Below are 26,094 nucleotides of genomic sequence, written 5' to 3'. Positions count from 1 at the left end.
CCTTTGCACGCCGCTGAGCTAGAGAGCCTTCTCGTAGACTCGATAGCGTTTGTAGACCCGACCGCCGAGCATCTGCAAGGCCCGGTTCATCATCACGTTGCTCTCCAAAATCCACGAGCCTTCGCCACGCTGATAGCCTTTGGCCAGGCCTGCACGCGCGGTTTCATAATAGAGCAGCGCATCTACCCCGCGCCCGCGCCATTCTTCGACCACACCCAGCGCAATCACGCGCGCGGCCTTGATCTTGCGCTGATAATACAGCGCCTTCAGGATGGTGATCGGGTTGACGCGACCGTTCATGCGCTTGAGCACTACATTGACATCGGGCAGCGTCAGGCCAACGCCCACCACGCGCCCTTCCTCTGGCCCCTGCGCCACCTCCGCAATCCAGATCAAGTCCGGGTCAACCGCCTGCTTGAGCTGTTTCGCCAGGTGGTCAATTTCGGCCTCGGTCATGGGGACAAAGCCCCAATTCTTCTCCCAGGCCTGATTGTACACTTCCTTGAAGCGCTCCACCTCGCGGGCAAAATCCTTCATGTCAATCGGGCGTAGGCGAACTTCGCCGCGTTTGCGTACTTTCTCTGCCACGCGCGTCAGCTTGCTGGGCAACTGGCCGAGGTCTCTCGCTTCGCCAAAATCCATGAAATAGGCGAGCAAATCCATGGCTTTCTGAAAACCGGCCTGTTCGATCAACTCTGGATAAAAGGGCGGGTTGTAGGTCATCATCACCATCGGTGATGAATCAAAGCCATCCACCAAAAGCCCACATTCATCGTTCGTCGAAAGGTTCATCGGCCCGCGGATGGCCGTCATGCCGCGCTCCGCCACCCATTCGCACGCCGCGTCGAGCAGCGCCGTGGCGACCTGTGGTTCATTGACGCATTCGAAAAAGCCGAAGAAGCCGACCTGCTCATCGTGAAATTCATTGTGACGGTGATTGATGATCGCCGCAATGGTGCCGACAACCTCGCTGTCCAGGGGCGCCATGGGCAGGCCGGGCGCAATCGTCATATTGGGTTGTTTGATGATCGCCGTTGCCAGGAAAAGCGCCACCTCCATGTGCTCAAAAGAAGGGTTCTTCTTGGGATCGAGCATGACCTTGCGATCGCCGATCAAGGGTGGAACCCAGTAAGGATCGCCCTTGTAGAGGCGCCAGGGGAACTTGATGAACTGCATTTTTTCGCCGTTCGTCGTCACTTCGGTGACGCGTAAGTTAATGAGTTCCGTTTTCATGATTCACCAATCGGTATCATTGCAGCAGGCGAGCAAGCTCAACGTTGGGGTCGCAACGAGTTGATTATATCGCAAATGACGTTTTGCTGCCACTTGTCACACCGCGCGCAGCGGGCTGGCCCCGCGGCCAGGGTTTTCACATTTCGGGATGGCTGTAGTAGAATGAGAAGGGATAAATGAGGTGTTCGTATGACTGTCAGTGACAACAACCAACCATCTCCAACTACGCTCGATGGGCTGCTGGACATGCTGTCCAAAAGCCTGACTCCGCAAGATCTTGAGCTGATCGAACGCGCCTACCGCGTGGCGGATCAGGCGCACGCCGGCCAACAGCGCGCCTCCGGCGAGTCGTATATGCACCACCCGCTGGCTGTGGCCGGCATCCTGGCCGAGATCAATCTCGACGTGGCCACCCTGGCGGCTGCTCTCCTGCATGATGTGGTCGAAGACACGCCCTATACCATTGAAATGATGCAGCGGGACTTTGGACCAGAGATTGCCAAGCTCGTAGACGGCGTGACCAAGCTCGACAAGATCAATGAGCTGCGGCGTTCGCAAGAACGCATGGCTGACACCAAAGCTGAATCGCTGCGCAAGATGTTCCTCGCCATGGTGGATGACATTCGCGTCGTGCTCATCAAGCTGGCCGACCGTCTGCACAACATGCGCACGCTGGGCGCCCTGCCCGAACATAAACGCAAGCGCATTGCACGTGAAACGCTCGAAATCTTCGCGCCGCTGGCTAACCGCCTGGGCATATGGCAAATCAAGTGGGAACTCGAAGACCAGGCTTTTCGCTATTTGGATCCTGCCACCTATAAGGCGATTGCGCAGGCCATTGACCAGCGCCGCGTGGAGCGTGAACGCGCCATTAGCCTGGTGGTCAACACGCTGGAGCGAGAGCTGCGCCAGATGGGCATCGAGGCGCATATCTATGGGCGGCCCAAACACATCTACAGCATCTGGCGCAAGATGAAGCGCAAGGGCGTTGACTTCGATCAGATCTATGACGCCCAGGGCGTGCGCGTGGTGTTGGATGAAGTGCGCGACTGCTACGCGGCCTTGGGAATTGTGCACAGCCTGTGGCGTCCCATCCCCGGCGAGTTTGACGATTATATCGCCACGCCGAAGGAGAATCAGTACCGTTCGCTGCACACGGCCGTGGTTGGCCCCGGCGGGCGGCCGCTTGAGGTTCAGATTCGCACCAACGACATGCAGCACACGGCTGAATATGGCATTGCGGCGCATTGGCGTTACAAAGAGCAGCCGACGCGGCGCGATGTGGCTTTCGAGAACAAAATTGCCTGGCTGCGGCAGTTGATGGAATGGCGTCAGGAAGTGAGCGAGGCGCAGGAATTTGTGGACGCGCTCAAGACCGACATCTTCCAGGACCGCGTCTACACCTTTACACCGCGCGGCGACATCATTGACCTGCCGGCCGGGGCCACGCCTGTGGACTTTGCCTACGAAGTGCATACGGAGATCGGTCATCGCTGCCGCGGCGCGCGCGTCAACGGGAAGATGCTGGCGCTGGACAGCAAACTGTCGCACGGCGACCAGGTGGAGATCATCACGGTCAAGCGGGGCGGCCCCAGCCGTGATTGGCTCAATCCTCATCTTGGCTTCGTGCAAACCCAAAAAGCGCGCAGCAAGATCCGACAGTGGTTTCGTAAGCAAGACCGCCAGGAAAACATCACCGAAGGCCGCGATCTGCTAGAAAAAGAGCTGCGCCGCTTAAGCGTGCAGCCCCCCAGCTATGAAACCCTGGCCAAGCAGTTCGGCTACGATAAGGTGGATGATCTCTTCTGCGCGATTGGCGCTGGCGACATCAATCCGCAGCAAATCGCCAGCCGCATGCTGGAAGAAGAGCGGCCGCAAGATCCCGTCATGGTGATTCCCCCAGAGGCTGTCACCGGCAAGCGGCCGAGCGAATTGGATGACATCAGCGTCTCTGGCGTGGAAGGGCTGCTGACTCATCACGCCCGCTGCTGCAAACCGCTGCCCGGCGAAAGCATCATCGGCTATGTCACGCGCGGACGCGGGGTTTCCATTCATCGCCGCGATTGCCCCAACATTCTCTCCACCAAAGACCAAGAGCGCCTCATTTCGGTGGAATGGGGGGGCGAGAAGCAGACCTATCCGGTCAGCATCAGCGTGAGAGCCTACGATCGCAGCGGTCTGCTGCGCGACATTGCCAGCCTGGTAGCCGATGAGAAGATCAACCTGCGCGAGGCGCAGGCGCGCACCGGTCTGAAGGACAACCTGGCCATTGTCACGGCGACGCTGGACATCAGCAGCACCGTGCAGTTGAGCCGCATCCTCACGCGCATCGAACGCTTGTCGAATGTCGTAGAAGCGCACCGCCTGGCTGGATAAGCGGCCTACGCGTGCGCATGGCATTCTACGTCAAATTGGCCTCACAGGTTACTAAAACAAAAGGCCAGGAGCGTCGCTCCTGGCCTTTTGTTTTTTGCTCACTGTGGTCGAAATCGGCTGGCGTTCAACGCCCCGACTTTACCGTGACGAACAAGGTTCGTGTCTCATCTGCTCGGCCAATTCGCACACTTACGCAGTTGTGTCAGCGCTTGCGCGCGCGTCAGGCGATGCGGCGGCGGAGGATCAGGGCAGCGCCGGCAACCAGCAGGGTCAACGCGGCGAGCGGCAGCAGGCTGCTGTTGGTCTGTGCGCCCAGGGTGGACAGGCTCACAGCCGTTGGCGCGGCCGCGGTGTACTCGAAGGTATCAATGCCGATGTAGTTAGAATTATCGCCGCTAGGGCCGCCATTTTCCACGAAGTAGCGCAACGCGAAGCGGCCCATCGTGGGCGCCGGCACCTGGGCAGACGTCAACGTAACCGAGTACTGAGTCCAGGTCTCTGGATAGCCGCCGACGGTCAATGTCGAATTGACGTCAACCAGCAGGGTGGTGAAATCACCGACGTCTGTGGCGAGCGTGCCGACGTTGGTGCTGGCGCCGTTCAGGCTCATGCGCAGCTGCAGGCGATCGGGCCAGATGCTGCCATCGGCAGTGCGTGTCCAGAAGGAGACGGTGTCCCCGGCCGACAAGGTCACGACAGGCGTCATTTCCCAATTGCTGATGGTGCCTACGCCGGCGGTGTTGTTGTAGTTGGCGCCGAGGTAGGACGTCGTGCTGCCGGCCTGGGCCGGGAAGACGGTGTCGTTGCCCTGGAACCAACCGGTCAGCCCGACGGGGCTGCTGTTGTTCTGATTCGCCCAACCCATACCGGGCAGCAGCGTGATGTCTTCGAAGCCTTCACTGAAGCTGGCGAGGGGGGCACGCGGGGCCGCGGCGGCGTGCTGCGGTAAGCGGGCGCCGGAGCCGGCATCGGACTTGGTGGGGCCGCCGGCGGCAGAGGCGCCCAGGGCCAACACGCTCAGGCAGAGCGCGAGGACGAGTAGTGTCACCCATACGCGACTTGCACGATTTAGCATGGTTTTCATTCCTTTCTCATATGGAACCAACGGAAACGAGAGCAGGACACAAACAGAAACGCAACTGCGTAACGGAAGCAGCGCCCATTATAGCCGACGACGCCCAAATCGCCAAGACGCCCCATCGGGGGATAAGCATGGATCTGCGCATGATGCGGGCGCTGTTGGCTAGGGCTGCATCTCGTACGCGCCGTTGTAGCCGTACACCTCGGCCCAGACGCGGCGATAGCGCGCCTCATCGAAGACTGGCTTGCGCACCATGCGCAGCGCCAATGCCATCTGCGCCGCGGTGCTGCTCGCCTTGCTGTAGAGCTGCAGCGCGTAGCGGCTGACGTCGCGCACCATGAAGTCAAAGATCTGATCCACCAGGTCTGCGTGTACGTGATAGATCTCGGCGTTCTCCAAAATCAACTGCGCGTAGACCACCTGTGCAAACAATTCGCCCAGGGCCAGCAGGAAGTCGGTGTCGAGCGCCTGCTCCTCGCTAGGTGTGGCGCGGCCCAAAAACTCTTTGAAGACGGCCACCTGTTCCTTGAACACGTTGACGTTGGGTAGATCGAAGCGGCTGAAGACCAGGTTGTAGTCGTGGAAGCGAATCTTGCCCAGGCCACGCGCCGGGCCTTGATGGAAGAGGAAATCGTCGTGTGCCGCGTCATCGCGCCGCGGCACATCGGGGTAAGCCGCGGGGTTGAAGAAGTAGTTCGGCATGAACTTGATGATGAGCGCAATGTTGACGTGCACCGTCCCTTCCAGCTTGGGCAGCGCGCGAATGTCACGCGCGGCCATCTCGAAATACATGCTGCGCTCGAACCCCTTGGCCGCGATGACATCCCACAGCAGGTTGACCACCTCTTCGCCCTGCGTCGTCACCTTCATCTTGACCATCGGGTTGTACAAGAGGTAGCGCCGATCGCTGGCCGAGGCGGAGCGTAGATAGTCGGCCGCGCGCAGGGCAAACAGTTTCATGGCGACCAACCGCGCGTAGGCGTCGGTGAACATCTGCTGCACATGGCCGAAGTCGGTCACCGCGCGGCCGTAGAGGAAACGGTTGGCCGCATGGTTGATGGCCTCGTAGAAGGCGTGCGTGCAGATGCCAATCGAAGCCCAGCCCAGGTTGTACTTGCCTACGTTGACGGTGTTGAGCGAGGCGTCCCAGGCGTCCTGCCCGCGGGAGAGGATATCCGCGGCCGTGATGGGGTAGTCGTCCAACATGAACTCGCCGACGTAGGACTGGCTGGCGACGATGTTCTGTATGAGCTGAAAGCGCGGATGCTGCGAATCCACGGCGAAGAAGACGTAGTCCTGGCTGTCGCTGAACTTGCCGAAGGTCGAGATCATGGCCGCGCGGTTGGCGTTGCCGATGTAATACTTGTCGCCCCGCGCGAGATAGGCGTCGTCCGCCTGCGGCACGAGGAGCATATCGCTGGCGTAGATGTCCGCGCCATGCTCCTTCTCCGACAGGCCAAAGCCAAAGATGCCGCCGTCGCGCAGCGCCTGCGCCGCGCGGCGCTTGGCGTCCTCGTTCTGGCTCATCCAGATGGGGCCAAGCCCCAGGATCGTGACCTGCCAGGTGTACCAGTAGGGCAGGCCGTAGAAACCGAGGATTTCGTTGAACTCGCAGTTGCGCCACGTGTCCCAGCGTGCGTCGGCGTCGCCGTCGCCGTAGCCAGAGGGGGTGAGCAGAGTGGCGAAAATGCCTTCACGCTTGACAAAATCGAGCAGGTCCGCGTACCACACGCGATCGTAATCGTCGGCCTTGAGCTTCAGCTTGCCTTTTTGCTCGAAGAAGGCCACCGTTTTCTGCATAATGGCGCGTGAACGCTCATCGGGGTAATAACGATCAAGGTGCTTGGGGTTGAGAAGAATCATGCCTGTTACCTGAGATCAGAGATTGAGTGGGAGGCTGGCTTGAGTGCACGGGGTGAGGCCGCTGACGCCTACTCCATGACCCAGCACGCGTGCGGCGGAAAGTTGACTGTCACCGTTTCGCCGACCTGGGGCAGGGTGAGCAAGCGCTCGTTGAAGATGTCCACGGCCAGCACGGCTCCGCCCAAGTCAACCCGCGCGCGGACAATGCTGCCCAGGAATGTCACGCTTTCCACGCGGCCCGGCAAGAGAATGCAATCTGGGGCGTCGCCCAGCGCCAGCTCCTCCGGGCGGATGGCCAGGTGCTTGCTGGCGCCGACCTCTGCTTCGATCGGCTGACCCGTTGGAATCGGATGGCCCTTGAATGAGCATAGTCCGCTTTTTGGGTCGGCGACGGTGACCGGAAGCATGTTGAGCTGGCCGATGAACGCGGCCGTGAACGCGGTCTTGGGGTAATTGTAGATCTCGAACGGCGTGCCGATTTGCTCCACCTTGCCCGCGCTCATGACTACGATGCGATCGGACAGGGAGAGGGCCTCTTCCTGGTCGTGGGTGACATAAATCGTGGTGATGCCGAGCTGGCGTTGGATGCGGCGAATCTCAGTCCGCAGTTCGACCCGGATCTTGGCGTCTAGCGCGGAGAGCGGCTCATCCAGAAGCAGCACCTGCGGATGGATCGCCAAGGCGCGCGCGAGCGCGACGCGCTGCTGTTGGCCGCCCGACAGCTGATGAGGGTAGCGGCTGCCGAAGCCGGGTAGATGAATCACGTCGAGCATTTCGGCCACGGTGCGGTCAATTTCAGCCTTGGGTGTGCGGGCGATCTTGAGGCCAAACCCGACGTTGTCGGCCAGCGTCATGTTGGGGAAGAGCGCGTAGGACTGGAAAACCATGCCCACATGACGCTGGTTGGGCGGCTTGTTCGTGATGTCCTGGCCGTTGACGACAATCGTTCCCGTGGTGGGCAGCTCGAAACCGGCAATCATGCGCAGTGTGGTCGTCTTGCCGCAGCCGCTCGGTCCCAGGAAAGAAACGAACTCACCTCGTTCGACATCGAGGTTGAAGTCGCGTACCGCAAGGCTGTTACCGAACACTTTGGAGATGTTTGTCAGGGTTAAGAATCCCATGGCGTCACCTTGTCCCCACAAGTTGGCGTTGGCCCGGTTGACCGCGCCCGAAGAATTGAATCAGCCCCATGAACAACCAGGTCAGGGCAAAACTGATGATAGCCAGGGCAGACGATTCATAGGTTTTGTTCTGTCCAACCAGCGACATGTACGGCCCAAAGGCATTGATGCCAACCAGGAAGCTGGCGATGGTGAACTCGCCCACGACGGTGGCCAACGTAAGGAAGGCGCCGCTGAGCAGCGAAGAGCGCAGGTTGGGGAAGATGATCTGCAGCAGAATCGCGCCCCAGCCCGCGCCCAGGCTCTGCGCCGCCTCGGTCAACGTGCGCACATCAATCGCGGCGAGACCTGTATCCACGGCGCGGTACATGTACGGCAGCGCCAGGACGACGTAGGCAGCCACCAGCAGCATGTTGGTGCCGGCGCGGAAGTTCGTGAGCGGCAAGAAGCCTCCGCCATACACCCGGATCAGTCCGAAAACCAGCACAATGGCAGGCACCACAAACGGCATCAAGGTGATGAATTCGACCACCGGTCGCAGTTTGGGTAAACGGAGGCGAATCCAATACGCTGTGGGGACGATCAGCACCAGGCTGACCAAGATCGTCAGCACGGCCATCTCCAGCGAAAAGAACAGGGTTTTGCGAAACGCCGGATCGGCCAGCACGCGCTGGTACGCCAGCAAGCTGAGCTGCCCTCTTTTGGCGCGCAGCGAAAAGTCCAGGGTGGCGTAGAGCGGCACGAAGAAGTAAAGAATACCGAGGGCGGTCCACAGCCAGCCCCAGAGCATGTTGCGTCTCATAGGCGCAGCCACCTTTCACTGCGGCGGCGCAGCACGTAGTAGATGGCCATGGAGACCGCCATCACCACGACCATCCCCAGCGCGAGGGCGTATCCCAGGCCGGGGTTGTGCAGCACATCGCCCTTGATCTGCGAGCCGATGAGGATTGTCACCAGGTTGATCAGACCACCGGTCAGGGAGAGCGCGGTGGCGTAAGCGCCAAACGCATTGCCGAAGAGGAGAATCATCGCGCCCAGCAGCGAGGGCATCAGCACGGGCAGCCCCACGTAGCGCCAATACTGCCAGCCGGTGGCGCCCAGGTTTTCGGCCGCCTCGCGCCACTCGCGGCGCAGCCCTTCCAGCGCCGGGGTAATGATGAGCACCATCAACGGGAACTGGAAATAGAGATAGGTCACGCTCAACCCCCAAAAACTGTAGAGGTTGAAACCATGATCATACAGATTGAACCCGAAGACGTTCTTGAGCAAGACTGTCACCAGCCCCAGGCGGCCCAGCGTGGCGATGAAGGCGAAGGCCAGCGGCACGCCGGCGAAGTTGGACGCCACGCCGCTGAAGGTCGCCATGCCATCGGTCACCCAGCGCGGCAGGCCCACCAACGTCGCCGAATAGGCCAGGAAGAAACCGAACAGCCCGCCAATGACCGCCGTAAAAAGGCTGATGCGAATCGTGATCGAGTAGGCGCTGAGGATGGAGGGTGTGAACAGTCCCTGGATGTTGGCCAGGGTGAACTGCCCTTGATTATCCTGAAAACTGCCAATGAACAGCGAGAGCGAAGGCAGGAACAGGAAAAAGAGGGCGAAGATCAAGAAAGGCGCGACGCCCAGCCACGCCCAGTTGGCGCGGCGCGCGGGGCGCGCCAGCGGCGCGCCCCGCAGTAGAGAAGGTGTGGGTTGCGGTGTGCTCGCCACGGCTCAGTGCTACTTCACATCGGCGCCGACGACTTTGTCCCAGCCATCGGTGATCGCCTTCTTGGCGTTGTTGATTTGCTCGATGGTCGGGAAGACGGCCTTGGCGTAGAGTTCGGCCGCGGGCAGTTTGGCCGTGACTTCGGCGGGGATCACATTGCGCTTGACCAAGTCGTTGTAGCGAATCGGGTGGCAGCCACCCTTCAGCCAGATGATCTGGCCTTCGTCCGAATACAGATACTCCATCCACAGCTTGGCCGCGTTGGGATGTGGCGCGTAGGCGCTGATGGCCTGGATGTAAACGCCCGCGATGACGCCCGTCTTGGGAATCACCACTTCGATGTTGGGGTTGCCGGCCAGGGCAGCCTTGTCGGCCAGGGCGTTGTAGTCCCAGCGCGTGATCACCGGGGTTTCGCCCTTGGCGACGGTCGCCTGCTTGGCGATCACGGGGACGAAGTTGCCCATCGCGTTCAACTGCTTGAAGAACTCCAGGCCAGGCGCCACGTTGTCGAGCGAACCGCCGTTGGCCAGGGCCGCCGCGAAAACGCTCATCTGCGCCTGCGCCGAGGCACGCGGGTCGCCGGACAAGGCCACTTGACCCTTGTACTCCGGCTTGAGCAGATCGGCCCAGTCCTGCGGCACGTTCTTCACCGCGTCCTTGTTGACTTCGAACGCCAGCACGCCGTAATAGTCGCCGTACCAGTAGCCATCCACGTTCTTCGTGTCGGCCGGGATGGTGTCCCAGGTGCTGACCTTGTAGGGCTGCACCAGCTTCTCATCCACCAACTGCGGACCAAAGCCAAAGCCGACGTCAATCACATCAGGCGCCTGCGGGCCTTTGTTGTCTTTGTTGGCTTTGATGGCTTCGACTTCGTCGCCAGAGCCGGCATCGGGATTCAGTTCGTTGACCTTCAGGCCGTACTTGGTCTTGAAGCCCTCGATGGCCTCGCCGTAATTGCACCAGTCGTGCGGCAGGGCGATGGTGGTGAGGGTGCCTTCTGTCTTGGCCGCATCAATGAGTTTCATCATTTCGGCGGTCATGCCTGAGACGACAGGTTCTGGGGACTTGACGGCGGGGGCGGCGGGGGTGCAGCCTGCGATGAGCAGCGCTAACACGGTGATCAGGATGCTCAGGTGCATCAAACGGGACTTGCTCACTTCTTGTCTCTCCTTTTGGTATGGACAAGCAAAATCCGCTTGTCCGGGCACTGCAGTCAGAGTATGAAAACGGTATGTTCGCGTGGGGAATAGGGAGCGCCCACAGGCGCCGCCGACCGTCAATCGTGTGCGGGTCCACCTCCTTGTGGCTGGCAGATTGGCCCCACGGGCGGGGCAAAGAGGAAACAAGAGCCTCGATACAGAGATTATTCTAACACCGTTCGCCCGCATCGGCAAAGCGCGCAGGGGGATCGGTGTTAATCGCTGCTTCATGCAGCACATGGCCTCCGCTGAATTTCAGTCGGAGGGTTATGGGATGTTGACCTCGCCCGATGACCGGATCACTCCATCTTTGGTGAGTAAGTTGGCTCCATAGAACAGGGACGTCGCCACAATGATACGGTCGTGGATCTCGGGAATTTTGCTGACTCGCAACGTCTCCTCAAAAACCTCGACGCCAAACTCGGCGATCTCAAACTCAGGTTCGTTGAGCACGAGTTGATAGAGCAGGTCAAAATCAAACACCACTCGCCCCTTGGCCGCAATGTTGAGGGCCTCCGCCAGAACAATCGTTGGAACCAACAGACGTCCCCCTGTTGCCGTACCTGGTCAATCGTGTTGCGCACGTCTTCCGAAAGACGCCTATTGCCGGTGAAGTACCAGATGAGGACATGCGTGTCAATGACGTAGAGCATGGCCGTTCCTCCTGCGCTCACAGGTCGTCATACGACGGGAAAAGTTCCCGCTTAGCATCCTCGATCATCTCGCCCGTAATATCTCCGGCCCGAACGCTGCCGAAGAGAGATGGTTTACGTTGAGACAATGCGGGTGGAGCTGTTAGCCCGCGCAGCAGATCGCGTCGCAATTGCTCAACTTCGCGGCCTAGCAAGTCCACTCGCCGCAACAGGGTATCAAGGCTGGTTTGATCAATCATGAATATCACCTCGATCTGAAGATAACGTGTTGCAGACACCCGCTGCGCGCATTATACCCGTGGCAGCCTTTCGTGTCCAACAAAGTCATGGAAGGAACTTCCCAGTAGCTCTATTGCGCGCTGACGACCATCAGACGGCCAAAGAGGCGATCAGGCAATTCGTCACTCCAGGATGACGCAAGCATGATCTCACCACTGTTGCCTCAAAGCTCACAATACGAGCGGAGTTCCGCTCCCCCTCAATAATACTCCCTGATGTATCCATACGCCTTGTCAAACAGCTCCTGATCCCGGTGCAACTGGTACTTCAGCAGCGTGCGCCGCAGCGCCTGCTTGACCTCGCGCTCGCCGGCGCTGGTGGTCTGCCAGCCGGGGAAGCGCACCAGGCGGACGATCTCATCTATGTCGTTGACGATGCGCTCGATGATCGCGGGCGTCGCCTCGGTGCGGGTTTCGTGGAAAAGCTCGGGTTGAAGGCGCCGGTGATCTGCGTGTCGAGGTCCACCCGATCCACGACGACCAGCACGGTGGGGTTGCGCAGATCGGGGTGCAGGCGCAGCTTCTGCGCGGCAAAGACGATCAGCAGCGACTTGCCGGAGCCTTGAAAGTGCCAGATCAGCCCCTTCTTGATCCGCCCCTTGACCACCCGCTCGACGATCTGGTTGGCCGCGTGGTACTGCTGGAAGCGGCAGATGATCTTGATCTTGCGGCGCCCTTTGTCGGTGGCGAAGACGGTGAAGTGGCGCAGGATATCAAGGATGACGTCGAGGCGCAGCATGCCCCGGACCGCGGTTTCGACTTCGGGAAGTCCGGTCCTCACCCCCTGCCCCCTCTCCTGTCGGGACAGGAGTGGGGGTTCTTCGCGCCAGGGCGCCCACAGATCGAGCGACATGCGGATCGCGCCGAACCGGTAGGTTTTGCCTTCGGTGGCGAAGGAGAGGACGTTGGGCGCGAAGAACGCGGGGACGTTGACCTCGTAGTCGTCGTGCACCTGGATCGCGCCGTCGAGCCACGACACGGCCGGCCGCGTGGGGGTCTTGGCCTCGCCGACGACCAGCGGGATGCCGTTGACGAACAGGACCAGGTCGAAGCGCCGCGTCTGCGCGCCGGCGGTGAACACGAGCTGCGTAGCGACCAGGCAGCGGTTGTTCACCACCGCGTCGAAATCCACCAGCCGGACGCCCGTGTGCTCCCCGCGCGGCCCGAACGGCATCGAGCGCTCCCCGCGCAGCCAGGCGGCGAACTCCTCGTTGGCGCGCACCAGGCCGTCCGCGTTGACCGAGAGCAGGATGGCGCGCAGCCGGTAAAGCACCTCGTCGGCGCGGTCGGGCCGAGCCGCGATCTCCGGGTTGAGGCGGATCAGCGCGTCGCGCAGGTGTGACTCGACCAGCACGTCGGTTGTGGCGCGCGGGAGCTGCGCGCCGGGCAGGAAGCTCCAGCCGAGGCTTTGCGGCTGCGGCGTGGCTACTTCCGCACGGTAGGCGGCGCGAGGCTCGCCGATGCGCACACCGGCAGCTGGCTGCGGGCCGCAGAGCAGGTCACGGACGTAGTTCTCGACGGCGTTTTGTTCGTTGAACATGGATGACTCCCGGTGTCACGGGGGTGTTTGGATCGCGAAGACTTTGGATCGCGAAGACGCGAAGGTGCACGAAGACCACGAAGCACGAAGGCCGCTTGCCGCGGCGTGCCCCCTTCGTGTACTTCGCGCTTCGCGCCCTTCGTTGTCTTCGCGTTTTCGTGATCCGAAGTCCTCGCGCCTTCGCACTTCCAGTTCCCCTACGGATGCGGCCCGTGTAATGCCGGGCCGTTGGGCGTCCATACGAAACGGTCCTTGCCGAGCGGCACCTGGCCGAAATTCGCCAGTTGACACACACGGAAGTTGCCGTTGCGCAGATAAAGCTGGCATTGTTCGACATCTTCGGGGCGAAACGCTTTTGCCGCTTTGGTTTCCAGGAGATTGGTATGGGTATCATCCCAAATTACAAAATCCACGCGACGCCGCGTCACCTCGATACCATCGTAGACGATCGGAATCTCGGCCTCGCGGATGTACTCCAGCCCCAACTTGCGTAGTTCGATCTCCAGGGCGCGCTGGTAGTCCACTTCCATGCAGTGGGGACCTAGCTGCCGCTGAACGGCGATGCAGGCGCCGAAGATCTTGTAGGACAAAGGTTCAAACTGATGGCTCATGTATCACCTCAGAAAGATTGGACGGGAAGGTGTTTGGATCGCGAAGACTTTGGATCGCGAAGACTTTGGATCGCGAAGACTTTGGATCGCGAAGACGCGAAGGTGCACGAAGACCACGAAGCGCGAAGGCGCTCGCTGCGGCGCGTCCCCTTCGTGTACTTCGTGCTTCGCGCTCTTCGTTGTCTTCGTGCGTTCGCGATCCGAAGTCTTCGTGCGTTCGCGATCCGAAGTCTTCGTGCCTTCGCGACCCGAAGTCTTCGCGCCTCCGCGATCCAAATCCCCTGCAGGTCACGGACGAAGTTCTCGACGGCGTTTTGTTCGTTGAATATCCTCTTTCGCCTCGTTTCAGGTATCGTGATCAGGCTGACGACAGAAGCTGTTTGGATAGGATAGAAGCAAGAGATCGCAGTTTCGCGATGTGTTCCCTAACGTACTCGGATCGCCTCTCCACCTCTCGGTAGCTTGCGGCTAGTGCAAGTTGTTCTTCAATTGGAGGAAGTCTGATCGGAAACTGCTTGAGTATCTGGCAGTTCAACGCTTGAACGCCTCCTTGAGACAGCCTTCGCAGCTCCTCATAGCTGTTACCGAGATAGTAGAACAGGAACTCACTGTCCGTTCCAGGCTGCGAAACTGCGCAAGCGAAATTCTGATTGATACAGGCATCGAGAAGAAGACGCGCCACGGTACCGCGTGTCTTGCCCTGGCCGATCATGGAGATCAGTACTGAACCCGCAGGAAAGATCTTAAGCGAGCATTCCTTGACTGCCGCTTCCGTGATCAACTCGTCGGCCTGGGCAATGAGGCGTTCGTGCACTTTCTCAGTCGGAAGCCAAGGTATCGTTCCGTTTGTCCAGTACCGCTCAACCTCTCGTCTGGGGGTTGCCCCATTGTGCACCTCGGCGATATCGCCCAGGTTAACTACCGGCCAATCTGCTTCGGAACTGACCTGAAGCCAATACGCCCGCTTGAGCCCTTGCAGGCTTTCTTCAACCGCGACATAGCCATTGATAACCGCTCCCGCCGCCCACAGGATTTCCGCGATGCGGCGTTGCTCGTCGAGGGGCGGCAGGGGGAACTCCTGCACCGCCAGCGTCTTCCAGTTGATCGTCGGCGATAGCGAACCGACCGAGATCGCCATCGCACGCTCGAAGAAACGATCGCTTTGCAGGAAGAACGGCAGGAACTCCGGCAGACAGACGTCCGGCCTGGCCCGCAGCACCATCGCGTGGGCGGAGCAGATGCCCTCGAATTCGGCCACGGCGAGCTTGCGCTGGTAGGCCCGACGGCGACCGAAGATGACGTCGCCCGGATAGAAGCGCAGCTTGGTGCCTTCCACGTCGGCCGGCGTACCCCAACGTCGGAGGCGCAGCGAATCGGGGTCGAGATGTTCCAGGCCGACATAGATGTCAGTATCGGCCTGAGCCGGCTCGACGCGCTCCGCGATGTTGTCCGCGATCTGGTCGAAGCGGACGGTGCGCCAGGTAGCAGACGATTCGCTCATTCCTGGCCTCCGGCTTCGGCCAAGGTCGCAAACAGCTCATCCATCGCTGCGCGCAGCGCCGCCGAGCTCGCCTCCCATTCGGCGATCACCTCGCGCAGCGGATTCACCGTGTACTCGGCCGCTTCCTCGCGCACCTTGGTCGCCGGCCGCACATACAACGGGATACTCAGATTCGTGGCGTGCGAACGGATTTCGTCCAGCGTCGCCGCGTGGCTGAAGCCGGGCGTCTCGGCAAAATCAGCGTAGGCCCGGACGATCTTCTCGATGTGGTCGTCCTCCAGGAAGCTCTGCGCCCGCTCGCGCGTCACCTCGGCCACCGCGTTGACGAAGAGCACCTTGCCCCACCGCTCCGGCGGCATGCGCGTCCGGCACACCACGATGCAAGCCTCCAGCGGCGAGTTGTAGAACAGGTTCGGCCCCAGCCCGATCACCGCCTCGAGCAGGTCCAGGTCCACCAGCTTCGCCCGCATGGCCCGCTCCTCGTCACGGAACAGCACGCCGTGCGGAAACAGGATCGCGCAGCGGCCGGTCGCAGGTTGCAGGCTGGCCAGGATGTGCTGGAAGAAGGCGTAGTCGGCGCGGCCCTGCGGCGGTGTGCCCAGGAAGTTGCGGCCGAAGCGGTCGGTCTTCCACGCTTTACGGTTCCACTGCTTGATCGAGTACGGCGGGTTCGCCAGCACCAGGTCGAAGCGGCGCAGGCTGTCTTCTTCCAAGAACTTCGGATCGGCCAGCGTGTCTCCGCGCTCGATGCGGAAATCCTCGAAGCCGTGCAGGAACAGGTTCATGCGCGCGATGGCCGACGTGATCAGGTTGCGCTCCTGGCCGTAGAGCCGCAGCGTGCGCCACTCCTGGCCCTGCCGCTTGAGCTGCATCGCAGCCGAGAGCAGCATCCCGCCCGACCCGGCCGTGGGGTCGTAGATGCTTTCCCCTTCCTGCGGATTGAGCAATCGCGTCATCAGCCGGACCACGGTGCGGTTGCTGTAGAACTCCGCCGCGGTGTGGCCGCTGTCGTCGGCGAACTTCTTGATCAGGTACTCGTACGCGACCCCCAGCTCGTCCTCGGGCACGTTGGCGACGGAGAGGGTCAGCGACGAGAAGTGCTCCACCAGGTCGCGCAGCGTCGCGTCGGAGAGCCGCTCCTTGTTGGTCCACTGCGCATCCCCGAAGATGCCGTAAAGCTGCCCCTGGTTGGCCTGCTCGATGGCGCGCAGCGCATTCTGCAGCGCCTGCCCGACGTGGGTCGTCACCGCGCGCACGTCCTGCCAGTGCGCGCCCGCCGGAATCTGGAAGCGGTGGTTCTCGGCGAACGCCGCGTAATCTACATCCCCGCCCGACTCGGCCAGCGCCCGCGCGTACTCCTCATCGTACACGTCGCACAGCCGCTTGAAGAAGAGCAGCGGGAAGATGAACTGCTTATAGTCGCCCGCGTCGATCAGCCCGCGCAGCAGCGTCGCCGCGCCCCAGAGATAGGACTCGAGCTGGGATTGGGTGATGCACTCAGGCATCAGTTTGTTCATTAGTTACTTCAGAACCCCCATCACCATCGGCGGACATAACAGTCTCGAACCAGATTAGTGCCAGTTCACCAGCGCGACGGCCAATTTCCCCAAGCGTACGATTATGCATCGTTGCGTTGCGGAACTCGGAAAACGCCTCCATGTGCCGCTCGACGTCGACCCTGCGACGGAATACAGGCTCGAAGTGCGGCCAATTGGTCTTGGTAACAATGAGCTTGAGATAATCAGGCACGTTACAGAAGTTGAGCTTGTGCCGCGCGTCAGCGAAATCCTGTTGTCCACGCTCGGGCTGTTTGCGCAGCTCAGCATCGATTCTCCTTTGCACTTCGACACGAATGTCCTCGGGAACGGCAGTCTTCCAGTAGTCCTGGCCATGCGCGTCTGACAGGGTACTGTGGACTAGGTCGCGGAGGCGGGTCTCCAGTTTCCCAATCGCTCTTTGCCGTTGATCTTCAGCCGGAACGGTCGAGATTCCGGTCAACCGCTCGATCTCACCAAGGATTAGTTCAGAGCGTGTCTTCAGAAACAGCAAGTAGTCGTCCTCTGTCAGTCCGGCCCCTTTTCCAATGGGCAGCAGATGTGTCCGCGCGGCATCAGCAAACTCCGGATTCTCCTTTGTCAGATCAGGGATGTATATCGAGGGTTTGGTGTCGCAGATGCGCTTGTTCAGCTCGGCCGGCAAGAAGCAGAAGTTTGGCAGAGCGTGTACCTCCACTTCGCCAGAACTGTGAGCGCGCAGGAATGCTTGTGGGAAGATATGGTGCTTCTCCGGATTGGTGAAATCGGAGATACCTCCGTTGACTAGATCAAGGCTGCTGTTGTTTGCCAGGTGAACCGGGTTCTGCATAGCCAGGAGGCAGAGGAATGCGTTCCGGATCGCGGATCGGGACCACGTCATCTTCGTGCCCACTAGCGTCTCAGCGGTGATATTCATTGCGGGTGCAAACGCTGGCAACGCGCCGGTGATCAATCCATCGAAGAGGTCCTTATCGCGGCCCATTTTCGTAGGACCTCCGGAGCCATAGTGCTGGCTGAAGGATGCCCGCCAGAACCATCTCTTGACCCAACTCAGCTCGCTTTCCGACAGTGAACGCCGTCCGGACTTGGCGTAGAAATACGCGAGAAGGGTCAGAATGGCGTCGTAGGGGAGGAAACTGGCATTTTGTACGCCAACGTTCTTCCGAAGCGTGTCCGCAGCCAGTAGGATCGAATCAACGACCGATTTCCACATAGACATGATTTCGTCCGAAGTCAGGCTATACTCAACGTTTTCTGTGCATGCACCTTTCTTGACTAGCGCCATGAGTTGAGTGAGGATTGCGGGCGAAATTTCGCCAAACGCTTTCTGCTTTAGTTTGGCGACGATGTCTTGTTTGAACTTCTCGCGTAGATCGAAGTCGGGGTTGAAAGTCATAGTGGAAATCAGGTCGAATCGGTCCAGGCGCTTGCCGGACTGATTGAGGCGTTGGAAGATTTTGCAGACAGCAGGCAGGTCCTGATCTCTGACCTCGACAATGGAAACTGGGTAGGTTTGTAGAATTCTAAAGCATCGCTTGTACGCGGGCTTGTAAGCTTTCTCCACCTCTTCAACAATGTCTAGGGCGTTCTCGCCCCAGATATCGCTGATGCTGATAAACCGCTTGTTATCTGGCTCTCTGTAGGTGAATTTCTCATCCTTAACGTCGAAGCAGATATGGCTGTAGTCAGTCCCCTGTGCAGTCAGTCCCAGCAAAGCGACATACAAAGACGTTATCCGCTGCTGCCCATCGAGAACGAAGGTGACGTCATCATCGTCCTTGACGGGAGGAATGTTCAGGCTAATTGAATGACGAAAAAGGCGATTGTGCTCCCGACCCGCTTTCCAAAGGAAGAAGGATCCAATGGGGTACTCCTTATAGACGCTGTCGAAAAGCTCGAGAACTCTGGATTTCTCCCACACATACTCGCGCTGAAACTGAGGAATACGATACAGCCCTTTGTTGACGGCGACGATGAGGTTGCCTAGAGTATCAGGCAGAACATGGATATTTTGATCGTTGGAGTTCATAAGTAATCCTCCCCTAGCAAGCCGTTTAGCCTGATTAGTGTCAGCAGCCGTTCCTCGGTCGCGAAGGCAGCTTCGACACTCTCTCGCAAACGCTGTGCTGCCTCGTCGATCGTAAGCGAGTCGTGCTCGACGGATGGCTCAACGTACCGCTGGATATTCAAATTCCAATCGTTGCGCTCGATTTCAGCCAGGGTTGCGACGCGGGCCGCGCCGGGCGCATCCCGATACTCCCGGTACAACGCCAGCATCTGCTCGGCGTGCTCCGGCTCCAGCGTGTTCTGGTTGCGGCCCTTGCGGTAGAGCGCTGATCCATCAATAAAGAGCACCTGGCCGGCGCGCGTTGACTGCTTGCGCGCCCGGAAGACCAGGATCGCCGCGGCCAGCCCGGTGCCGTAGAACAGATTCGGCCCCAGTCCGATCACCGCCTCTAACAAATCCATCTCCAGGATCTTGCGCCGGATTTTGCCCTCGGCGCCCATACGGAACAGCGCGCCGTGCGGCAGCACCACGGCCATCCGCCCGCGGCCGGGCGCCATCGAGCGCAGCATGTGCTGCACCCAGGCGTAGTCGCCGCTGCTGGATGGCGGCAGTACGGCGAAGTTGCGACCGTAAGGATCGTTGGCCCAGATCTCCTCGCCCCACCGCTCCAACGAGAAAGGCGGGTTGGCGATCACGCAGTCGAAGGTCGCCAGGCGATCGCCGTCGAAGAAAGCCGGCTGGCGCAGCGTGTCCCCGCGCACGATCTGGAAATCCTCGATGCCGTGCAGGAACAGGTTGATGCGCGCGATGCTGCTGGTGGTCAGGTTGCGCTCCTGGCCGAAGAGCTTGCCCCACAGCAGCTTGACGTCGCCGCCGGCCTCCTGCACGTGCTGCACTGCGCCCAGCAGCATGCCCGCGGTGCCTGCGGCCGGATCGTAGATCGTCTCGCCGGGCTGCGGGTCGAGGATGTTCACCAGCAGCCGGACGACGCTGCGCGGGGTGTAGAACTCGCCCGCCTTCTTGTTCGTTGCGTCCGCAAACTTCTTGATCAGGTATTCGTAGGCCTGGCCGAGGATGTCCGCGTCCACCGCGCGGTTGGGCAGCGGCAAGCGCGAAAAGTGGTCAATCAGGTCGCACAGCAGTGCATCCGACAGGCGCTCCTTGTTGGTCCACTGCGCGTCTCCGAAGATGCCATAGAGGGTGCGCTGATTGGCCTTCTCGATCTCGCGCAGCGCTCGCTGTAGCGCCTGGCCCACGTTCTCGGTGTGAGCTCGCACGTCGCGCCAGTGACAGCCCTCTGGGATCAGGAAGCGGTGATTTTCGGCAAAGGCGGCGTAATCCCGGTCGCCGCCGGATTCATCCAGCGCGACCTGGAATTCTTCGTCGTACACGTCGGAGATGCGCTTGAAGAAGAGGAGCGGGAAGATGTAGGTTTTGAAGTCGGCTGCATCCACCGGCCCGCGCAGGATGTTCGCGGCCTCCCACAGGTGGCTTTCGAGGCTTGAGAGATCAGCGATGAGTGACATCACGTGTTGTTTGCACCAGGTTGAGACGGACGACGCGGACCGGCATGCGGTCTGCGCAGGCAGGATTCACGCACGTGGCTGCAGTCTTGAACCGCGGAAGCCGCCGCGTGCCGGCGAGGTAAGAATGTTTTCATTATAGCGGTGTTTGGTGGAATTCGCAAACAAGTTCGCAGGTGCAATTTGTGTTTTGGGCGCTCTGGGCTACACTACGCATCACGTGTGGAACACCCCCCGATACCCCTATTTCGACAAGGGACAATCAACGTGGACGCTAAACAAAGTATCATCTTTTACCCCGCCAGCAGTCCGTATGCGCTCGGGCATCCCCGGCTCGATGCCATTCTGTTTGCGCAGCCGACAGGAGCCGATGATGATCTGATCTCAGTGGATTTTGTGGTCGCGGCGGATCAGGGCGAGGTGGAGCGCTTGTCCGTGGTGCATCCCTGGCCCTGGCCCGGTCATTACCGGGTGGGCGCAGACAATGTGGTCATGTTCACGCGCCACCAAGAGACGGTGGAAGCGTTTACCTGGGGCGGTGAGTTGGAGATCACCACGGATGAGGAGCGCACCGTCTGCAGCTTGACGTCATCTGCGCCCATTGTGGACCTGGATGACCTTGACTCGCTTGAGGATCATATCGCCACCGGTTTCGACGCTGCCCTCGCGGGTTGGCGATCGCAGTGGCGACGCGAGGACATTACCTTTGACGCGCACCTGGCCACGATCGAGCCGGCCGTGCTCTACGCCGTGGCGCTGACCGAGATGGAGCAGCGCATTCATCAGGTGCCAGTCAACGCCCGTGACGACCGTCACTGGCGCTTGTCGCAGGCAGTCCATCAGTCCATTCGCTCAGCAAAGGAGGCTGGCGCCTGGCCCACGCCTGTGCCGACGGTGGCTGATCTTCTTGCCTGAGTTGGAACGAACCGCTAGAGCGAAGCTGCAAACTCACGCGCGGCCGCAGCGACGATGACGCTCTGCTCGAGCATCACCATGTGCCCGGCCTCCGGCGCCTCCAGCAGCCGCGCCGCGGGGATCTGCTGCGCGAGGAAGCGGCTGTATTTGGGCGGCGTCAGCCGGTCCTCGAGGCCGACAATGACCAGGGTCGGCAGCGCAATCTGACTCACCTCGCTGGTCACGTCGAAGGCGTTGCAGGCCGCAAAATCACCGCGCGTGACTTCCATCGGAACCGCCTGCATCGCCTGCGCATAGGCATCCAACGTCGCCGGGTCCACCTGGCGTTTGTAGGCCCATTCGGCAATCAGGCGCGCGGTGGCCGCATAGTCGCGGCTGAGGCCATCCAGAATGGCCGGTGAGACCGCCAGCCGCGCGCCAGTCCCTACCAGGATCAACCCGGCCAGGCGCTCCGGCTGGCGCAGCGCCATCGTTTGCGCAATCGCGCCGCCCATCGAATGGCCAGCCAGGATGAAGCGCGGCAGTCCGAGCGCATCCGCCCAGGCAACCACGGCCTGCGCATACTCGGTAATCGTCGTGCAGCCCGCGCCGGGCGACTGGCCATGGCCGGGCAGATCGAGCGCATAGACCGTCGTCGCGGGCAGGCGGCGCAGCTCGCCCGGCCAGTGCATGTGCGTGCCGCCCGCGCCGTGAATCAATACCAGCGGAGGCGCGTTCGGCGCCTCCGCTGACTGACTGCGACGAAAGTAGATCGTTTGCTCACCAACTTGAATCGTTGGCATCGTGTTCTGTCCCATCTCGTAGATCAGGCGATTGCCAGTCGCGGCTACGATGACGAAGTCTCTAACCCGGACAAGCCGGAGCCAAATGCTTCAACGCAAAGGCGCCACGGTGCAGAGACGCTAAGAAAACGCTTTGCGGCTTTGCGTTAGAATTTCTTGCTCGCGGTGACCGTGGCGGCCGCCGGCGCTTTGAGCGCCGCGTACCCAGGATAGCTGCGGTCTTCCAGGTCGGCCAGATACTTCTCAACTTCCATCGCGGCCGCGCAGCCCTGCCCGACCGAGGTAGCCACCTGCTTGAAGCGCTTGTCCTGAATCTCGCCGGCAGCAAAGACGCCGGGGATGTTCGTGCGCATCAATTTGTCGGTGACCAGGTAGCCTTCCTCATCCATGGCGACCTTGCCCTCGAACAGGTGCGAATTGGGGAAATGCCCGACAAAGACGAAGACGCCGCCGGTGAGCAGGGTGGACGCCAGCCCGGTCTTGACGTTGCGCAGACTGACCGATGTGACCCCGCCTTTGCCGTCGTCATCGTTGATCGAAGTGACCACCGTATCCCAGATGATGTTGATCTTGTCGTGCTCGAACACGCGCTTTTGTAGAATCGGACTGGCGCGCAGGCTGTCGCGGCGGTGGATGAGCGTCACTTTGCTGGCAAAACGGGTGAGGAAGATCGCTTCTTCGGCCGCGCTGTCGCCGCCGCCAACCACCACCACCTCGCGGCCGCGGAAGAAGAAACCGTCGCAGGTGGCGCAGTAGCTGACGCCGCGGCCGGTCAGCTCGTTTTCGCCTGGCACATCCAGCTTGCGCGATGACGCGCCCGTACTGATGATGATGGCCTTGGCCTTGTACTCCATCTCATTGGCCGTATGCACGGTATACGGAAACTGCTCGAAATCCACACGGTCCACGTAATCGTATTCGACGCGGCAGCCGAACTTCTCAGCCTGCTTCTGCATCTTCTCTACCAACTCTGGGCCGCTGAGGCTTTCAGGAAAGCCGGGGTAGTTTTCGACTTCATAGGTAATCGCCACCTGGCCGCCGATCTCATTGCCGGTGATCAGGAGGGGATTCAGGTTGGCGCGCGCCGTATACAAACCGGCCGTCAGTCCCGAAGGCCCGCTGCCGATGATAATCACATTTTCAATCGCTGGCTCGGCCGCCGGCTCGATCACGCCGTGGCCGTTGCTGCCGTTGGTTCCGTTTTCATTCATGGTTTTACTTTTCCTCTGGTCTGTTGATACTTGGTCTCGCTTGCTTCTGTACGGTTTAGATGGCCTGCCCCGCGATTTGGTTACATGTCGCCCAGCTCGTACAAGATGGCGGCGGCCGCGGCCAGCCCAGCCGTCTCCGCGCGTAAGATGCGCGGGCCAAGGCCGATCAGGCGCGCGCCAGACGCCTCGGCCAGGGCCGCTTCGCTCTCGGCGAAACCACCCTCAGGCCCGACAAAGAGGCTGATCCGTCCATTCGCTGCGGCCGATGACTGCCACATCTGCAAAGTCTCCTTCAAGCCGCGCCCTGGCGCAGATTCCCACAGAAACAGGGCGAGGCCGGCCTCGGCGGCAGCCTCCTGGCACGCCTCGGCCAGGTCGAGCGGCGCGGTCAGCGCAGGCAAACGCGCGCGTCGCGCCTGTTCGGCCGCTTCTTGGATGATCCGGCGCCAGCGATCCGCCTTCTTGTCCAGGCTGGCGCGGTCGTGCGTCACACAGCGCTGCGCCAGCAGCGGCGCGAACCGGCTGATGCCGATCTCGGCGCCTTTCTGCAGCAGCCACTCGAACTTCTCGCCCTTCAGAACGGCCTGGTAGAGTGTTATGTGGGTGCGCGGCTCGCCCGGCCCGGGCGCCTGACTGAGAATGTGTCCTTCCGCGCCCGTGCGGCTCAAATGGGTGATGGTCACCTGGTACTCACGGCCGCTGCCATCCAGAACCATGATGTCCGCGCCCGGCCCCAGTCGCAGCACCTCGCGCAGTTGATGCGCGGTCTGCGCGTTGAGCGCCACGGCGTCGCCCTGGATCGCGGTCGGTGTGACAAAAAAACGGTGCATGGCCGTCTTCAGCGCGCGGCCAGGCGCTGCGCCGCCAAACCGACCCAATCACCTTCGTCCAGCCGCGTCGCGACCGTGAAGCCGTTGCGCGCCAGCGCGGCCAGCACTGCATCGGCCCAGGTGTCAATGATGCCGCCCAAGATCAGATGGCCGGCCGGTTGCAGCCAGGCGTCAAGCCCCTCGTCCAGCAGCGCGATGATCACCTCGGCCAGGATGTTGACGACGACGATATCGAAACGCTCGTCAGCAGCCTGCGGCCGCGGCGGGAGGGGCGTTGCCAACAGGCTGATCTGGCCGGCCACCCCGTTGATCTCCACATTCTCGCCGGCGATGCGCAGGGCCAGGGGATCAATGTCCGTGCCAACCACCGCGCGTGCGCCCAGTTTGGCGGCGGCAATGGCCAGGATGCCCGAACCGGTGCCGACGTCGAGCACCGCTGCGCCGGGCTGCACGAGACGTTCCAGGTTGAGCAGGCACAGGCGCGTGCTCGGATGGGCGCCGGTGCCAAAGGCCATGCCCGGGTCAAGCCGAATCACGATGTCGCCGGGCTGTGCGCGCGCCTCGATCCAACTGGGAACCACGAACAGGCGTTCACCCAGACGAATCGGCTGGTAATGCGCTTTCCAGGCGTTGGCCCAATCTTCTTCGGCCACCTCGCGCACGGTCGGCTCGGCAAAGGCGTAGAGCATCTGCAGGTGCCAGAGGGCTTCTTCAACCTTGCGCACGAGGGCCGCGGCCTGCGGGCCTTGACGCACATAGGTGCGCACGCTCATCAGCGGCGCGGTCAATTCACCGCGGCTGTCGAAGCCGGTCAATTCCACCACGGCGCCCGCGGTGCCCTCGTGCTCGTCGGCGTAACGGTTGAAAACTTCGCTGATCGCTTCTGCGGCTTCGCCGTCCGCCAACACACTGATTTCAAGCCAATTCACGGCAAACCCCGTCCCGTCTTCTTTCAACCTGTCGGCTTGAACGCTTCGGTGATGGCATCCACGAGCTTATCGAAAAGGCCCTTGGACGGTTTGTTGACATCGGGCGTGCCCAGGCTTTCGCCTAGTTCGCGCAGCAGCTGGCGCTGACGTTCGGTCAGCTTCTGCGGCATCACCACCTGCACAGTCACGTATTGGTCGCCGCGATTGTTCTGGCGGATGTAAGGCACGCCTTTGCCGCGCATGCGGAACGTATGCCCGTGCTGCGTGCCGGCCGGAATGGTCAACCTGACGGAGCCATCCAGCGTAGGCACTTCCATCTCGGCGCCTAACGATGCCTGGACAAAATTGATCGGCAGGTTAAGGTAAATGTCCTGCTCGCGGCGCTCGAACAGCGCGTGCGGCTGCACATGCAAGACCACAAACAGATTGCCGGGCGGCCCGCCGCGAAAGCCGGGTTCGCCCTCATTGCTCAGACGAATCTGGGTGTTATCATCCACGCCGGCCGGAATGTCCACTTGCAGGGTGCGCGTCGTGCGCACGGCCTTTGCGCCGCGGCACTCGGTGCAGGGCGTGGTGACAATCTCACCCGCGCCGTTGCAGCGCGGGCAGGTGGCGCTGGTGACGATCGTGCCGAAGACGCTCTGCTGGCGCCGCTGCACCTCGCCCGCGCCGTTGCACTGCGGACAACGCAGCGGCGAAGTGCCCGGTTCCGCGCCGCTGCCCTGGCAGCGCGCACAAGGCTCCTGGCGGGTAATTTGCAGCTCCTTGGCCAGGCCGCGCACAGCCTCTTCGAAGGTCAAGGTGACATCCACACGCAGATCGGCCCCGCGCCGGGGAGCCATGCGGCTGCGCGTGCTGCTGCGCGTGCCAAAGCCGCCGAAGAACTCGTCAAAAATGGTGCTGAAATCGCCAAAGCCGCCGGCGCCAAAACCCCCGGCGCCCCCTTGCGTCCCCGCATGACCATAGCGATCATAGCCCGCGCGCTTCTCGCGGTCGCTCAGCACCTCGTACGCCTCGTTGACTTCCTTGAACCTGGCTTCGGCGTCCGCGGCTTTGTTGACATCAGGGTGATACTGGCGCGCCAATTTGCGATACGCTTTGCGGATGTCGTCGTCGCCGGCGCTGCGCTCGATTCCTAACACCTCGTAGTAATCTCTTTTTGTACTCATACCCAGTTCGTTAAACCATCTCCTACAC

The 26,094-nt window shown here is 61.1% G+C and carries 22 protein-coding genes and 1 pseudogene; 2 read left to right on the top strand and 21 right to left on the bottom strand.

Translation table 11 applies throughout. The features are described from left to right. Positions 1-18: 18 nt before the first annotated feature. Positions 19-1,233, bottom strand: coding sequence for an N-acetyltransferase (locus ACPQ6D_RS08920; RefSeq protein ID WP_423223966.1), 1,215 nt, complete (start codon positions 1,231-1,233; stop codon positions 19-21). Positions 1,234-1,422: 189 nt separating this feature from the next. Here ACPQ6D_RS08920 and relA point away from each other — a divergent pair, with 189 nt between their 5' ends. Next, a complete protein-coding gene (gene relA, locus ACPQ6D_RS08915) occupies positions 1,423-3,609 on the top strand; it encodes a GTP diphosphokinase (RefSeq protein ID WP_423223965.1) in 2,187 nt (728 codons plus the stop codon). 220 nt (positions 3,610-3,829) lie between these two features. Here relA and ACPQ6D_RS08910 read toward each other — a convergent pair whose 3' ends face one another. The 15 genes and pseudogenes from ACPQ6D_RS08910 to ACPQ6D_RS08840 form a co-directional block, all read right to left on the bottom strand. Next, a complete protein-coding gene (locus ACPQ6D_RS08910; RefSeq protein ID WP_423223964.1) occupies positions 3,830-4,684 on the bottom strand; it encodes a choice-of-anchor J domain-containing protein in 855 nt (284 codons plus the stop codon). A gap of 168 nt (positions 4,685-4,852) precedes the next feature. Beyond that, positions 4,853-6,553: an acyl-CoA dehydrogenase family protein gene (locus tag ACPQ6D_RS08905; protein ID WP_423223963.1), complete on the bottom strand. Its 1,701-nt coding sequence runs from the start codon at positions 6,551-6,553 to the stop codon at positions 4,853-4,855. A gap of 68 nt (positions 6,554-6,621) precedes the next feature. After that, on the bottom strand, positions 6,622-7,674 hold the full coding sequence (locus tag ACPQ6D_RS08900) for an ABC transporter ATP-binding protein (protein ID WP_423223962.1): 1,053 nt from the start codon (positions 7,672-7,674) through the stop codon (positions 6,622-6,624). A 4-nt stretch (positions 7,675-7,678) separates the two neighbouring features. Further along, the gene (locus tag ACPQ6D_RS08895) at positions 7,679-8,476 is read right to left on the bottom strand and encodes an ABC transporter permease (protein ID WP_423223961.1); all 798 of its coding nucleotides are present in this window, start codon (positions 8,474-8,476) and stop codon (positions 7,679-7,681) included. Continuing rightward, a complete protein-coding gene (locus ACPQ6D_RS08890; RefSeq protein WP_423223960.1) occupies positions 8,473-9,384 on the bottom strand; it encodes an ABC transporter permease in 912 nt (303 codons plus the stop codon). Before ACPQ6D_RS08890 ends, ACPQ6D_RS08895 begins: the two co-directional genes overlap by 4 nt. A 9-nt stretch (positions 9,385-9,393) precedes the next feature. Further along, positions 9,394-10,521 carry an ABC transporter substrate-binding protein gene (locus tag ACPQ6D_RS08885; RefSeq protein ID WP_423224131.1) on the bottom strand — a complete coding sequence of 376 codons (1,128 nt, stop codon included), beginning with the start codon at positions 10,519-10,521 and terminating at the stop codon, positions 9,394-9,396. A 327-nt stretch (positions 10,522-10,848) separates the two neighbouring features. After that, positions 10,849-11,121: a PIN domain-containing protein gene (locus tag ACPQ6D_RS08880; protein WP_423223959.1), complete on the bottom strand. Its 273-nt coding sequence runs from the start codon at positions 11,119-11,121 to the stop codon at positions 10,849-10,851. A 130-nt stretch (positions 11,122-11,251) separates the two neighbouring features. Continuing rightward, on the bottom strand, positions 11,252-11,473 hold the full coding sequence (locus ACPQ6D_RS08875) for a hypothetical protein (protein WP_423223958.1): 222 nt from the start codon (positions 11,471-11,473) through the stop codon (positions 11,252-11,254). Between the two features lie 239 nt (positions 11,474-11,712). Further along, positions 11,713-11,856: a hypothetical protein gene (locus ACPQ6D_RS08870; protein ID WP_423223957.1), complete on the bottom strand. Its 144-nt coding sequence runs from the start codon at positions 11,854-11,856 to the stop codon at positions 11,713-11,715. An 86-nt stretch (positions 11,857-11,942) separates the two neighbouring features. After that, positions 11,943-13,052, bottom strand: a pseudogene (locus ACPQ6D_RS08865) (type I restriction endonuclease); the annotation flags it as partial. A gap of 197 nt (positions 13,053-13,249) precedes the next feature. Continuing rightward, positions 13,250-13,663 carry a GxxExxY protein gene (locus ACPQ6D_RS08860; protein ID WP_423223956.1) on the bottom strand — a complete coding sequence of 138 codons (414 nt, stop codon included), beginning with the start codon at positions 13,661-13,663 and terminating at the stop codon, positions 13,250-13,252. Positions 13,664-14,021: 358 nt separating this feature from the next. After that, on the bottom strand, positions 14,022-15,164 hold the full coding sequence (locus ACPQ6D_RS08855; RefSeq protein ID WP_423223955.1) for a restriction endonuclease subunit S: 1,143 nt from the start codon (positions 15,162-15,164) through the stop codon (positions 14,022-14,024). Beyond that, entirely contained in the window at positions 15,161-16,681 is a 1,521-nt protein-coding gene (locus tag ACPQ6D_RS08850; protein WP_423223954.1) for a type I restriction-modification system subunit M, read from the bottom strand. The genes ACPQ6D_RS08855 and ACPQ6D_RS08850 overlap by 4 nt, the downstream gene beginning before the upstream one ends. Beyond that, on the bottom strand, positions 16,662-18,728 hold the full coding sequence (locus ACPQ6D_RS08845) for a GmrSD restriction endonuclease domain-containing protein (protein WP_423223953.1): 2,067 nt from the start codon (positions 18,726-18,728) through the stop codon (positions 16,662-16,664). The genes ACPQ6D_RS08850 and ACPQ6D_RS08845 overlap by 20 nt, the downstream gene beginning before the upstream one ends. Next, positions 18,725-20,233, bottom strand: a complete 1,509-nt coding sequence (locus ACPQ6D_RS08840; protein WP_423224130.1) for a type I restriction-modification system subunit M — start codon at positions 20,231-20,233, stop codon at positions 18,725-18,727. The genes ACPQ6D_RS08845 and ACPQ6D_RS08840 overlap by 4 nt, the downstream gene beginning before the upstream one ends. Positions 20,234-20,497: 264 nt before the next feature. Between ACPQ6D_RS08840 and ACPQ6D_RS08835 the strand changes: the two genes are divergently transcribed. Next, positions 20,498-21,145 carry a hypothetical protein gene (locus tag ACPQ6D_RS08835; protein ID WP_423223952.1) on the top strand — a complete coding sequence of 216 codons (648 nt, stop codon included), beginning with the start codon at positions 20,498-20,500 and terminating at the stop codon, positions 21,143-21,145. Positions 21,146-21,159: 14 nt separating this feature from the next. Here ACPQ6D_RS08835 and ACPQ6D_RS08830 read toward each other — a convergent pair whose 3' ends face one another. The 5 genes from ACPQ6D_RS08830 to dnaJ all read right to left on the bottom strand — a co-directional run bounded on the left by ACPQ6D_RS08830 (position 21,160) and on the right by dnaJ (position 26,066). After that, positions 21,160-21,927 (bottom strand): alpha/beta fold hydrolase, encoded by a 768-nt coding sequence (locus ACPQ6D_RS08830; RefSeq protein ID WP_423223951.1) that lies wholly within the window; start codon positions 21,925-21,927, stop codon positions 21,160-21,162. Between the two features lie 146 nt (positions 21,928-22,073). Beyond that, a complete protein-coding gene (gene trxB, locus ACPQ6D_RS08825; protein WP_423223950.1) occupies positions 22,074-23,138 on the bottom strand; it encodes a thioredoxin-disulfide reductase in 1,065 nt (354 codons plus the stop codon). An 80-nt stretch (positions 23,139-23,218) separates the two neighbouring features. Next, positions 23,219-23,968 (bottom strand): 16S rRNA (uracil(1498)-N(3))-methyltransferase, encoded by a 750-nt coding sequence (locus ACPQ6D_RS08820; protein WP_423223949.1) that lies wholly within the window; start codon positions 23,966-23,968, stop codon positions 23,219-23,221. 8 nt (positions 23,969-23,976) lie between these two features. Beyond that, positions 23,977-24,897 (bottom strand): 50S ribosomal protein L11 methyltransferase, encoded by a 921-nt coding sequence (gene prmA, locus ACPQ6D_RS08815; protein WP_423223948.1) that lies wholly within the window; start codon positions 24,895-24,897, stop codon positions 23,977-23,979. A gap of 23 nt (positions 24,898-24,920) precedes the next feature. Beyond that, positions 24,921-26,066 (bottom strand): molecular chaperone DnaJ, encoded by a 1,146-nt coding sequence (gene dnaJ, locus ACPQ6D_RS08810; protein WP_423223947.1) that lies wholly within the window; start codon positions 26,064-26,066, stop codon positions 24,921-24,923. Positions 26,067-26,094: the final 28 nt, after the last annotated feature.

The organism is Candidatus Amarolinea aalborgensis (assembly GCF_900491745.1).
GTDB lineage: Bacteria > Chloroflexota > Anaerolineae > SSC4 > Amarolineaceae > Amarolinea > Amarolinea aalborgensis.
This window is presented reverse-complemented; position numbering and strand designations above follow the sequence as displayed.